This is a genomic window from Paractinoplanes lichenicola (assembly GCF_016785085.1).
Lineage (GTDB): Bacteria > Actinomycetota > Actinomycetes > Mycobacteriales > Micromonosporaceae > Actinoplanes > Actinoplanes lichenicola.
Genome location: NZ_JAENHO010000005.1, coordinates 216,146 through 228,526, shown reverse-complemented (window position 1 = coordinate 228,526; position 12,381 = coordinate 216,146). Strand labels below are relative to the sequence as shown.

Here is a 12,381-nt window from a genome sequence, read left to right as displayed (position 1 = left end):
TCTATGTCCTCCACCAGTAAGCGGAAGCGCGCGCTCGTAGCCACGGGTGCCATCGCGACGACCATGGCCCTGCTCGCCGGTTGTGGTGCCCGGGCCGGTGACGAAGCGGCCGGTGCCGGGTCGTCCGCGGCGGCCAGCTGCGTCGACACGTCCGGCGACAGCGTCAAGCTCGGCTTCCTCAACTCCCTTACCGGCGGCATGGCGATCTCCGAGAAGACCGTCTCCAACGTGCTGCACATGGCCGCCGACGAGATCAACGCCGGTGGCGGCATCCTCGGCAAGAAGATCGAGTACGTCCAGGAGGACGGCGCCACCGACTGGCCGACCTTCGCGGAGAAGACCGAGAAGCTGCTCACCCAGGACTGCGTCGCCGCGATCTTCGGGGGCTGGACCTCATCCTCGCGCAAGGCCGTGAAGCCGGTCGTCGAGAAGAACAACGGCCTCTTCTTCTACCCGGTGCAGTACGAGGGTCTCGAGTCGTCGCCGAACATCTACTACACCGGCGCGACCACCAACCAGCAGATCATCCCGGCGATGGACTTCCTCGCCGCCCAGGGGGTGAAGCGGCTGTTCCTCGCGGGCAGCGACTACGTCTTCCCGCGCACCGCGAACGCGATCATCAAGCTGTACGCGGCCAAGCTCGGCATCCAGATCGTCGGCGAGGAGTACGTGCCCCTCGACAAGGACGACTGGACCAGCCAGGTGGCGAAGATCGTGGCGGCCAAGCCCGACTTCATCTTCAACACCATCAACGGCTCGTCGAACGTCGGCTTCATCAAGGCGTACTACGACGCCGGCCTCAAGGCCGCGACGACGCCGATCATCTCGGTGTCGATCGCCGAGGAGGAGGCGCCGGCGATGGGCCACGAGGTCACCGGGCAGTACGCGTCCTGGAACTACTTCCAGTCACTGAAGACCGGCACCAACCCGAAGTTCATCGAGAGCTGGAAGGCCTACCCCAACAGCAGCGGTGTCACCTCCGACCCGATGGAGGCCGCCTACATCTCGATGTACCTGTACAAGGCGCTCGTCGAGGCGGCCGGCTCGTTCGATGTGGACGCGGTCAACGCCGCGGCGAAGGCGAAGCCCATCACGTTCGACGCGCCGGAGGGCAAGGTCACGCTCGACGGCGACAACCACCACATCGCCAAGCCGGGGCACATCGGCAAAATCAACTCCAGCAACCAGTTCGACATCGTCTGGGCCTCCGACGCGTTCATCGAGCCCGACCCCTACCTCGAGGGCTACGACTGGTTCCCGGCCGACATCCGCAAGCAGCTCACTGACGCGGCGGGCTGATCGCACGTGGACGCACTGATCGCACCACTGCTGAACGGCAGCGCCCAAGGCGCGCTGCTCCTGCTCGCCGCGCTGGGCCTCTCGCTCACCTTCGGCCAGATGGGCGTGATCAACATGGCCCACGGCGAGTTCCTCATGATCGGCGCCTTCGCCGCCTACCTCGTCCAGCAGGTCATCACGGCCAGCAACCTGTCGATCCCGGTCGCGCTGCCGGTCGCCTTCGTCGTCGCCGGCCTGTTCGGCCTCCTGCTGGAGGTCACCATCATCCGCTGGATGTACCGCCGGCCCCTCGACACCCTGCTCGTCACGGTCGGCGTCGGCCTGATCCTGCAGCAGGCGGCATTGCAGATCTTCCCGTCCCAGGGCGTGCCGGTGGAGAAGCCCGGCTGGCTCGACGGGCAGCTGACCGTCCTCGGCTACGGCTGGCCGCTGCGGCAGCTGTTCACCATCCTGCTCGCGACCGTCTGCGTCGCCGCGCTGTCGGCCTGGCTCAAGTACACCCCGTTCGGCCGCCGCATCCGGGCGACCGTCGCCAACCGGGACCTCGCCGAGACCACGGGCATTTCCACCCGCGGCATCGACCGCCTCACCTTCTTCGTCGGGTCGGGCCTGGCCGGGGTGGCCGGCGTGGCCGCGTCGCTCATCGGCGGCACGAACTCGCAGATGGGCGCGCAATACATCATCCCGGCCTTCCTCGTCGTCGCCGCCGGTGGCATCGGCCAGCTCAAGGGCACCATCGTCGCCGCCTGGGCGGTGGGCGTCGCCCTCGCGTTCTTCGCCTACTGGACGACCGGCAGCCTGGCGCAGGTGCTCGCCTTCATCCTCGTGATCGTCTTCCTGCAACTGCGCCCGCAGGGCCTGTTCACGGTGCGAACCAGGAGTCTGGCATGACCAAACCTCGTACGACCGGGCTGAAGCCATGGTTCTCCCTCGGCGGCATCGCGGTGTTCGCCGTCCTGCTCCTCGCGATCGCTCCCCTCGTGCTCACCGATCACTGGCTCAACAACCTCGGCAAATACTGCTGCTGGGCCATCGCCGCCGTCGGCATCGGCCTGGCCTGGGGCCGGGGCGGGATGCTGGCCATGGGGCAGGGGGTGTTCTTCGCCCTCGGCGCCTACGCGATGGCCATGCACCTCACCCTGGAGACCGCCGGTGACCGGGTCCCCGGGTTCATGGTGCTCTACGATCCGCTCGCGCCGCTGCCGGTGTTCTGGGAGCCGTTCCGCAGTGCGGGGTTCACCCTGCTGGCGATCGTGCTGCTGCCGGTGGTCGTGGCCGGCGCCCTCGGCTACGCGCTGTTCAAGCGCCGGGTGAAGGGTGCGTACTTCGCGATCCTGACGCAGGCGCTCGCCGTCGCGCTGGCCACGCTGATCAGCTCCACGATCCGCGAGACCGGCGGCGACACCGGGCTCAGCGACTTCAAGTACTTCTTCGGTTTCGTGCTCAACGACCCGGCGAACCGGCTGATGGTCTACCTCATCGCGGCCGCGCTGCTCATCGTGTGCCTGCTCGCGGTGTGGCAGCTCTATCGCAGCCGCTTCGGTGAGCTGCTGGTCGCCACCCGGGACGCCGAGGAACGGGTGCGCTTCCTCGGCTACGACCCGGCCAACGTCAAGCTCGTCGCCTTCGTCGTCTCGGCGCTGATGGCCAGCATCGGCGGAGCGATGTTCGTGCCCATCGTCGGCATCATCACCCCGGCCGAGATCGGCGCCGCCGCCTCGATCCTCATGATCGCGGGCGTCGCCCTGGGTGGCCGCGCGTCGCTCTTCGGCCCCGCACTCGGCGCGATGGCGGTCGGCTGGGGACAGTCGAGCCTCGGCTCGACCTGGCCCGACGGCTGGACCTACCTGCTCGGTCTGCTGTTCGTCGTCGTCATCCTCTTCCTGCCGAACGGGCTGTCGTCGCTGCCGGCCAAGTTGATGAGGCGGGCGCGCCGGAGCCCGGCCGAGCGGCCCGCCCCGGCGATCGCCCCCGCACAGCTGGAAGAGGTGCGATCGTGACCGACGCACTCGTTGTCACGGATCTGCATGTCGAGTTCTCGGGCTTCGTCGCGGTCGGGGGCGTCTCCTTCGACGCGCACCCCGGCGAGGTCCGGTTCCTCATCGGCCCGAACGGCGCCGGCAAGACGACCTGCATCGACGCCATCACGGGGCTGACCAGGGGCACCGGCTCGGCGCGGCTCGGCGACCAGGAGTTGCTCGGCCGCCCGGTCCACAAGATCGTCCGGCTCGGGGTCGGCCGCACGTTCCAGACCGCGAGCGTCTTCGACGAGCTCACCGTGCTGCAGAACCTCGACATCGCCGCCGGACGCCACCGCCGTTCGGCCTCGCTGCTGCGGGCCCGGCGTGGCGTCGGGGCGTCGATCGAGCACGCGCTGGCGGAGACCGGCCTCACCGGCGAGCTCGCCACGCCCGCCGGCATCCTGTCGCACGGCCAGAAGCAGTGGCTGGAGATCGCGATGCTGCTCGTGCAGGACGCGCGGGTGCTGCTGCTCGACGAGCCCGTCGCCGGCATGAGCCAGGACGAGCGCACCGCGACCGGCGAGCTGCTCCAACGCATCGCGGCCAAGCGCATCGTGCTCGTGGTCGAGCACGACATGGACTTCATGCGCCGCTTCGCCACGCGGGTGACGGTGCTGCACCAGGGCCAGGTGCTCTCGCAGGGCACGGTGGCCGAGGTGCAGGCCGATCCGAAGGTGCAGGAGGTCTACCTCGGCACCGCGGGCGCCGCCACCACTGCCGCCATGGCAGTCGTGCTCGAAAGGGAGGACTGACATGCTCGAGCTCACCGATATCGAGGCGGGCTACGGACGCACGCAGGTGCTGCACGGCGTGACGGTGCCGACCGGCAAGGTGGTGGCCGTGCTGGGCCACAACGGCGCCGGCAAGACGACCCTGCTGCGTCTCGCGATCGGCCTCATCAAGCCGTCGAGGGGCCGCGTGGTGTTCGACGGCGAGAACATCGCGTCGCTCGCTCCCCACCAGCGCGTCGCCCGCGGCATGGCCTACGTGCCGCAGGGTCAGCAGGCGTTCGGCCAGCTCACGACCATGGAGAATCTGCAGCTCGTGGCCGACGGGCGCCGGCGCGGCAAGGCCCTGATCGACGCGCAGCTGGCCCGCTTCCCCGCCCTGGAGAAGTTCGCCACCCGCAAGGCGGGCCTGCTCTCGGGCGGGCAGCGCCAGCAGCTCGCGATCGCCCGCGCCCTCATCACCGAGCCCAAGCTGCTCATCCTCGACGAGCCGACCGAGGGCATCCAGCCCACGATCGTCGCCGAGATCGAGCACACCATCATGCAGCTGGCCGGCGAGGGCATCCACGTGCTGCTCGTCGAGCAGCACATCGGCTTCGCCCTCGAGGCCGCCGAGCACTACGTCGTGCTCGCCTCGGGCTTCGTCGCGCAGACCGGCGAGGGCGGTTCGGCCGCCACCCCCAGCGTGCGAGCCGCCATGGCGATCTGAGCCGCCGTGACCCACGCCCGCAATGCCGTCGTAACACCGGACGGCGACGATGCCCTATGTCGACGGACAACGCACGCGCGGCCGCGGAGGACAGTCTCGAGGACTACGCCTTCCGCTATGTGCCGCGCACCTTCCGGCGCTGGAGTGCGGCGTCCGTCGGGGCGACCGCCCTCGGGTCCATCGCCTTCCTCGCCGACTTCTCGATCGGCGCGAGCATCGGCATCGACCACGGCACCGGCAACGCCGTGCTCGGCATCCTGTTCGCGTCGGTCATCATCCTCGTCGTGGGCGTGCCCGTCGCCTACTACGCCGCCCGCTACAACCTCGACCTCGACCTCATCGCCCGCGGCTCGGGATTCGGCTACTACGGCTCGGTGATCACGACCGTGATCTTCGCCGGCTTCACCTGCATCTTCTTCGCCCTGGAGGGCGCCATCATGGCGCAGGGGCTGCAGGTGGCGACGGAGCTGCCGCTGTGGCTCGGCTACCTCATCTCGACCGTCGTCGTGATCCCGATCGTCATCTACGGCATGCGTGCGCTGGAGCGCCTGCAGTTCTGGACCACACCCCTGTGGCTCGCCCTGGCCCTGCTGCCGCTGCTGTGGATCCTCGTCTCCGACCCCGAGTCGGTGCGCGCCTTCACGTCGTTCACCGGCGACTCCGACGGCTCGGTCAGCTTCGGCGCCGTGGTCTCGAGCGCGGCCGTGTGCTTCGCCCTCACGCCGCAGCTGGCGGAGCAGATCGACTACCTCCGCGCCATGCCGCCGCGTACGCGGTCGAACGCCCGCTCGTGGTGGACGTCGTTCGTGTTCTCCGGCCCGGGCTGGGTCGTCTTCAGCGGCACCAAGCAGGTGATCGGGGTGTTCCTCGCCGTCTACCTGCTGGTGAGAGTCGAACCCGCGCTCGGGGACCGCGCGGCCGAACCGGTGAAGCAGTTCGTCGGGATGTATCAGACCCTGATCCCCGACTGGCTCGCGATCATCCTCGCCGTCGTGCTCATCGTGGTCGCGCAGGTGAAGATCAACGTCACGAACGCCTATTCGGGCTCGCTGGCGTGGTCGAACGTCTTCACCCGGGTGGCCAAGCACTACCCCGGCCGTACGATCTTCGTGCTGTTCAACCTCGTGATCGCGTACGTGTTGATGATGCTGGACGTCTTCACCCTGATCACCTTCGTGCTGAGCCTGTACGCGAACGTCGTCATGGCGTGGCTCGTGACGATCGCCACCGACATCGCCATCAACAAGTGGGTGCTGCGCATCTCGCCGCGCTACCCCGAGTTCCGGCGCGGCATGCTGCACGACTGGAACCCGGTGGGGCCCGTGTCGGTCGGGCTCGCCTCGGTGCTGTCGCTGCTCGCGTTCGCCGGGCTGCTCGGCGCCGCCGTCAAGCCGTTCTCGGTGCTCATCGCGATCGGCGTCGCCGTCGTGGCCACGCCGGTCATGGCCGTCGCCACGCGGGGGCGCTACTACCTGCGCCGCCGCTCCGACGGCATCGACTCCCCCCGGTTCGACGAGGACGGCAACCCCTCGGGCGAGCGACTCCGCTGTCATGTCACCGGCTACACGTTCGAGCGGCCGGATATGCTGGCCTCGGCTGAGAGAGGGCCGCACGGCCAGGTGCAGTACGTCTCGTCGCTGGCACTCACACTCGACGATTCCGACCGCTACGTGCTCCCGCCGGAAGTCACCGGGCCCCCGCGCTGGGCGACCGCCCGGAAGAGGGGAACGTGATGGACGAGCCGGTCGACACCGCGACCGCCATTCTCGCGAGCGCCGCGGTGCTGCTGCGCGAGCGCATGTTCGACGACATCTCCTATCGTGCCCTCGCCGACGAGGTCGGCATCTCGGAGCGCACGATCTACCGCCAGTACCCCACGCGCGCGCACCTGCTCGCCGCGCTCTCGAACTGGATCGAGCAGACCCGTTTCCCGCTGCCGCCGTTCGTGACCGTGGCCGACTTCCGCGCCGCCGTGCACGAGCGCTTCCGGGCGTTCGACACGTTGCCCGCGTACGCGTACGTCGGCGCCCGGGCGTCCGCGATCTCGCCGACGATCGACACCGAGCCGGCCTACATCACCCGGGCGATCGAGGCGATGCTCGACGTGGCGGCGCCGGCGCTCAACCGGCGGGACCGGCGGCGGGTCGCGGCGTCCCTGCGCTACTTCTCGTCGGCGATGTTCTGGGCGCGCCTGCGCACGGGCTTCGACCTGGACGCCGGCGACATCTGCGACGCGTTCGACCGCGCCGTCGACACCGTGCTGGCCAAGATCCCCGACCCGGCGTGGGCGGAAGCGTGACCGTCCCGGAGCTGAGCGGCACGCAGACGGCCATCCTCGCCGCCTACGCCGAGCTGATCGAGGAGGTCGGCAGCGACGACGTGTCGTACCGGGTCATCGCGCGCCGCGCCGGCATCGCCGAGCGCACGGTGTTCCGCAACTATCCCACCCGCGTCGACCTGCTGCTGGCGACCGCGGCGTGGATCGAGGCGACGCTGTTCACCCGCGAGGAGTCGCATTCGATCTTTGACATCCCCCTCGCGATCCGCGACGCGATGCAGCGGTACGACGAGCGGCCGGAGCTCGCGCACGTCGTCGCCGAGACGGCCATGCGCGGCGTGAGCGGCGCGGCGCCCTCGCCCGGCCGGGCACACCTCGAGCGGCTGCTGGACGCCGAGGTTCCTGCGCTTGACCCGGCGCGGCGCACGGCGGTCATCGCGGCGCTGTCGCACCTCGACTCCGCCGGGACGTGGGTGACGTTCCGCCGCGAGTTCGGCATGGATCGGCGCGACATCGCCGACGCCGCCGCGTGGGCGGCCGAAGCGGTGCTCGACAGCATCCGCGCCCGCACCTAAAGCAAACCGCGGGCGCGGGCCTCGGCGGCGGCCTTGCCGCGGGAGGAGACGCCCAGCTTGGCCAGCACGGCCGAGACGTGGTGGTCGACCGTCTTGGCCGACAGGGTGAGGCGGGTCGCGATGTCGGCGTTGCTCTGACCCTCGGCCAGCAGCTTCAGCACCTCGCGCTGGCGGCCGGTCAAACCGGTCGGGTCGGCGGCCGTGGTGGCGCGCGGGCCGCGGGGCACCGGCAGGCCGCGTTCGCGCAGCGAGGCGCGCAGCTGCCGGGCCGGGGCGGTCGCGCCCAGGCGGTCGAAGACGCGCAGGGCCTCGGCCGCCGCGGACCCGTCGCCGTGGGCGAGGGCGCACGCGGCCATGTAATGGCTGCCCAGTTCGGTGAAGCGGGCCGCCGCGCCGGCCCAGTCGCCGGTGATCAGCAGGCGGAACGGCTCGGCCGTGCCCGGCGGGGCGAGGGACGGGTCGCCGCCGCGGTGCGCGGCCGGGCCGGGGCCGGCACCCGCGCGCCACTGCCAGAACGCCAGCTCGCCGATGAACCACGGTTGCTCGGCCCGCAGCGCGACCGTCAGCCCCCGGCGGGCCTCGGCGGCGGCCGCCGCGTGATCGCCGGCCAGCCAGTACGCCTCGGCCAGCACGGCCGCGGGCGGGCAGAAGAACTGGGACTCGCCCGTGGGGTAGCCGCGCTCGGTGGCCCGCCGCGCGTCGTCGAGGGCGCCCGGCTCGTCGCGCCGCACCCGCAGCGACGCCCGCGCGACCAGGGCCGGCACCAGGCCCCCGCCGTGCATGGCCGGGCCGGTCAGGGCCTGCTCGGCGTCGTCGGCGGCCGCCGCCCAGTCGCCGCGGGCCAGCTGCACGCGGGCGCGGTGGCCGAGCAGGTGGCGGGTGTAGCCGTCGAGGTCGCGGGCGATCAGGAACGGGATGATCCGGTCGAGGGTCCGTTCGGCCAGGTCGAGGTCGAACCAGTCGACGGCGCTGCTGGCCAGGTTGGTCAGGGCGCGCCCGGCGTGGTCGTCGAGCCCGGCCGCGACCGCCCGCTCGTGGGCCCGGCGCAGGTCGCCGACGCCGGCCGGGTCGCCCAGGTGCAGCCGGGCCGAGCCGATGTTGATCAGCGCGTGCACCTCGGTGTCGAAGTCGCCCAGCCGCCGGGCCAGCTCGGTCGCGCGCATGCCCCACTCGATCGCCGCGCCGTTCTCGTCGCGCAGCATGAAAAGCTGGGACAGGTTGCTGTAGGCGGCGGCCAGCTCGGGCCCGGGCGGCTGCCGCTCGAGCACCTCGACCGCCCGGAAGCCGATCCCGCGGGCCTCGTCGGGGCGGCCGTTCCACCAGCTCAGCCGGGACACCCAGCGCAGCGCGACCCCGGTCGGCACGGGTTCGCCGAGCTCGGTGCGCAGGGCCAGCGCGGCCCGGCTGGCGTCGAGGGCCTCGGTCAGCCCGCCGTGATAGGCCGCGACCGAATACTCCTCGAGAAGCGCCGCCCGATCCCGTACGGGATGCTCCGCGGCCAGCGGCAGGGCCAGCTCGTAATGGGCGGCGGCCTGCTTGTACGCCCCCAGCGACGCGGCCCGGCGCGCGGCGATCGGCGCCCAGCGCAGCACGGCCCCGGGGTCGCCGGCGTGATGGGCGTGGTGCACGAGCGCGGCCGGGTCGACGCCGGGCCGTCCCTCATAGACGCTCAGGATCTCGGCGTGCAGGGCCTGACGCCGTACGGGGGAAAGGTTTTGCTCGACGGCGCGCCGCAGCAGCTCGTGGCGGAACGCGACGCCGCCGCCGCGCGCGGTGAGCACGCCCCGGGCCAGGCACTCGTCGACCTCGGCCAGCCGGTCGCCGAGCAGCTCCAGGCCCGCGCGCGACGGCACCACCGACACCAGCTGGGCGACCTCGCGAGCGTTCCCGGTCAGCGTGGCCAGACGGCTCAGCACCAGATCCCGTACGGTCGGGGGAACGCCCTCGGCCGGCGCGGCCAGCACCTCCGTCACCAAAAGCGGGTTGCCGCCGGTCATCGCGTGCACACCCGGCGCCGCCCGGCCGGCGTCACGGGCCAGCTCGGCCACCGCGTCCGCGCTGAGCGGGGGCAGGCTGATCCGCCGCACCAGACCCGGCGGCAGCCCGGCCAGGACGGTGCGCAGCCGGTGGTCGGGGCCGATCTCGTCGTCGCGAAAGGTGATCAGCAGCAGGGCCCGGCACAACGCCAGCCGCCGCCCCAGGAACGCCACCATGTCGAGCGTCGCCTCGTCGGCCCAGTGCAGATCCTCCAGGACGACCACCGGCCGCGCGGCCTGCGGCGGCCGGTCGAGCGCCTCCAGCAACAGGTCGAAGACCTCACCGCGGGGCCCGTCGGCGATCCGCTCGCGCAGCCGCCCGCCGAGCCGCCGCGCGATGTCGTGCAGCGGCCCGAGCGCGCGCGGAGTCAGCAACGGATCGCAGGCGCCCCACAACATCTGCGCGCGCGGCCCCACCGCCTCGGCGAACGCGGCCGCCAGCGTGGACTTGCCCGCCCCGGCCTCCCCGCTGACCACGGCGACCCGCCCACCGGCGGCGCAGCCGGCGAGCAGGGCGTCGAGGGCACGCAGCTCGGCCGAGCGCTCCAGAAGCGGAGTCACGCGCCCAGCTAAGCAGCCGCGATCGGCCCCGCCTAGCGCCTATCGGACAGGTTCGGCCCAGTCGATCCGGTAGCGCAGAACCTTGTCGGGCCCGCCGAAGAGCCGGAAGAACACCGGCATCACGTACGGGAGCAGGGCGCGCGCGACCGGGCCGGGCACCTTGGCGTGGTTGACCTTCGCGGCCTGCGCGGCGATCGCCTCCACGCGCGGCCGGCGCAGGGACTCGTACGTGCGGAAGGCTTTTTCGACATCGGCCTCGTCGCGCAGGCAGCGGGCCAGCACGATCGCGCTCTCGATGGCCAGGCTGGCGCCCTGACCCGACGAGTTGGACGGGGCGTGCACGGCGTCGCCGGTCAGCACCAGGCGGCCGCGATGCCAGCGCGGCACCGGCGGCATGATGTGCAGCGGCCCGGTGACCTGCAGCTGGTCGGCGTGCGCGATCAGCTCGGCGCCGGGCGAGTCGTCGCCGTAGACCTCGCGCAGCAGGCCCGGCCAGTCGTCGGTGGTGAAGCCGGCCGGGCGGGGCACGTTGAGCCCGAACGTGGTGCCGCCGCCGGGCGCGGGCCAATACAGGTAATAGGCGCGCCGGCCGAAGGCGAACGTGATCGTGCCCGGCGCCACGTCGACCTCGGCCGTCGAGTGGCCCTCGACCGCGATCATCCCGGTGTAACGCGGGCCGGGCGCGTGCGGGTCGATCAGGCGGCGCACGGTGGAGCGGACCCCGTCGGCGCCGATCAGGATGTCGCCGGTGGCCGTGGTGCCGTCGGCGAAGGCGGCCGTGACCTGTCCATCGTGCTCGGTCGCGGAGACCAGCCGCTTGCCCGCGATCACGCCGGCCCGGTCCCGCAGGATGCGGTGCAGATCGCCGCGCCGGATCACGTGCGGCGCCGCCACCCCGGGCAGGGTGATCGTGCGGCCGCCGACGCTCATCACCTGGCGGTCGGCGGGCTGGGCCACGGCGCGGACAGCGTCGGCGGCCCCGACGAGCTCGAGGGCGGCCAGGCCGTTGGCCGCGACGGCGAGGGTGCCGCCGACGTCGTCGGCCGAGGAGTCGTAGGCCTCGAAGACGGTCGCCTCGAGACCGGCCTTACGCAGCGCGAGCGCGGCGACGGGCCCGGCGATGCCACCGCCGATGACGACGGCGGTGCGGATTGCGGACATGGTGGTTCCTTCCTGCGTCGGTGAACGGTTCACCGCGGAAGGACCCGGATATCCTGTGGTTGCCGCCTTTCGGGCCGGGCCGTTCCGCGGTCGTGCTCGAGGGGTTCCGCCCCGGTGGCCTGTTGCAGCAGGTCACCGGGGCTCGTGATGGCTCTTCCACACCTCCAGTCCGGGAAAGGCGCCGCTCGCGATCTCGTCGCGCAGCGCGCCGGTCCAGGCCGCCTCGGCCGTGGCCATGGCGATGTCGTATTCGAGCTCCACGAGGAAGAGCCGGGGCACGGTCTCGCGCTCCAACTGGTCGCGAAGCTCACCGATGCGGGCCGCCAACGCGTCGACGTGCTGTTGCAGCAGCACGACGGCGTCCCCCGGCGGCACGACCGAGAGCAGGGACAGCCCGGCACGGAAAGGCTCGCCGTCGGTGAGCAGCTCCCGCGTCCAGTCGAGCAGCTCGGCCCGACCCTCGTCGGTCAGGCGATAGACGGTGCGTTCGGGGCGGGCGCCCTCGCGCACGGTCTCGACCTCGGCGATCAGCTGGTGGCGGGCCAGGTTGCGGACGACCGTGTAGAGGGAGCCCCACTTGATGCCTAGGTCGCGATCCTTGCCCCAGCCGCGCAGGGTGCCGGCCATCTCGTAGGGGTGCATGGGCTGGTAGGCCAGCACCGAGAGCACTCCCAGCGCTAACAGATTGCCCACCCTACGTTTCTTCACGACCAACCCCTTATTCGCGTACGAGTATACGCCCGCGAGTAGGGTCGTAGATGATCTCCAGAGTCGGCCATCCCGAACCCCCGCCCACCACGGGGAGACGGCTGGGGACATTACGCCTTGTCAAGCGGGCGCGGATGGGGGCTGTGGATAACTCGGCGGGCGCGGCAGCCGTACGGATAGAGGCCGTCGCTCGTAAAGGGACGGCTTGGGGCGTTTCGCGTCAGCAAGCCGTATCGCCGGTGCGCCGCACCGCTTCGCGCAGGGCGGCGCAGGCACGACCGGGATTCGGGCTATGGATGGCTCGG

General features: G+C 71.5%; 11 protein-coding genes. 8 read left to right on the top strand and 3 right to left on the bottom strand.

Annotated elements, in window-relative coordinates; all coding sequences use genetic code 11:
* Positions 1–3 precede the first annotated feature (3 nt).
* The 8 genes from urtA to JKJ07_RS18430 are packed head-to-tail and all read left to right on the top strand — an operon-like array spanning position 4 to position 7,610.
* A complete protein-coding gene (urtA, locus tag JKJ07_RS18465) occupies positions 4–1,299 on the top strand; it encodes an urea ABC transporter substrate-binding protein (protein WP_202992831.1) in 1,296 nt (431 codons plus the stop codon).
* A gap of 6 nt (positions 1,300–1,305) precedes the next feature.
* Positions 1,306–2,190, top strand: a complete 885-nt coding sequence (gene urtB / locus JKJ07_RS18460; protein ID WP_202992830.1) for an urea ABC transporter permease subunit UrtB — start codon at positions 1,306–1,308, stop codon at positions 2,188–2,190.
* On the top strand, positions 2,187–3,299 hold the full coding sequence (gene urtC, locus JKJ07_RS18455) for an urea ABC transporter permease subunit UrtC (protein WP_202992829.1): 1,113 nt from the start codon (positions 2,187–2,189) through the stop codon (positions 3,297–3,299). The genes urtB and urtC overlap by 4 nt, the downstream gene beginning before the upstream one ends.
* A complete protein-coding gene (gene urtD, locus JKJ07_RS18450; protein ID WP_307834318.1) occupies positions 3,296–4,072 on the top strand; it encodes an urea ABC transporter ATP-binding protein UrtD in 777 nt (258 codons plus the stop codon). Before urtC ends, urtD begins: the two co-directional genes overlap by 4 nt.
* Before the next feature lies 1 nt (position 4,073).
* Positions 4,074–4,757 carry an ATP-binding cassette domain-containing protein gene (locus JKJ07_RS18445; RefSeq protein WP_202992828.1) on the top strand — a complete coding sequence of 228 codons (684 nt, stop codon included), beginning with the start codon at positions 4,074–4,076 and terminating at the stop codon, positions 4,755–4,757.
* A gap of 56 nt (positions 4,758–4,813) precedes the next feature.
* Entirely contained in the window at positions 4,814–6,490 is a 1,677-nt protein-coding gene (locus JKJ07_RS18440; protein ID WP_202992827.1) for a purine-cytosine permease family protein, read from the top strand.
* Positions 6,490–7,056, top strand: a complete 567-nt coding sequence (locus JKJ07_RS18435; RefSeq protein WP_202992826.1) for a TetR/AcrR family transcriptional regulator — start codon at positions 6,490–6,492, stop codon at positions 7,054–7,056. Before JKJ07_RS18440 ends, JKJ07_RS18435 begins: the two co-directional genes overlap by 1 nt.
* Positions 7,053–7,610 (top strand): TetR/AcrR family transcriptional regulator, encoded by a 558-nt coding sequence (locus JKJ07_RS18430; protein ID WP_202992825.1) that lies wholly within the window; start codon positions 7,053–7,055, stop codon positions 7,608–7,610. Before JKJ07_RS18435 ends, JKJ07_RS18430 begins: the two co-directional genes overlap by 4 nt.
* Here JKJ07_RS18430 and JKJ07_RS18425 read toward each other — a convergent pair.
* The 3 genes from JKJ07_RS18425 to JKJ07_RS18415 form a co-directional block, all read right to left on the bottom strand.
* Positions 7,607–10,207, bottom strand: a complete 2,601-nt coding sequence (locus JKJ07_RS18425) for an ATP-binding protein (RefSeq protein WP_202992824.1) — start codon at positions 10,205–10,207, stop codon at positions 7,607–7,609. The two genes, JKJ07_RS18430 and JKJ07_RS18425, sit on opposite strands and share 4 nt — an antisense overlap.
* Before the next feature lie 39 nt (positions 10,208–10,246).
* The gene (locus tag JKJ07_RS18420; RefSeq protein ID WP_202992823.1) at positions 10,247–11,368 is read right to left on the bottom strand and encodes an FAD-dependent monooxygenase; all 1,122 of its coding nucleotides are present in this window, start codon (positions 11,366–11,368) and stop codon (positions 10,247–10,249) included.
* Positions 11,369–11,500: 132 nt separating this feature from the next.
* On the bottom strand, positions 11,501–12,061 hold the full coding sequence (locus tag JKJ07_RS18415; protein ID WP_307834317.1) for a PadR family transcriptional regulator: 561 nt from the start codon (positions 12,059–12,061) through the stop codon (positions 11,501–11,503).
* Positions 12,062–12,381: the final 320 nt, after the last annotated feature.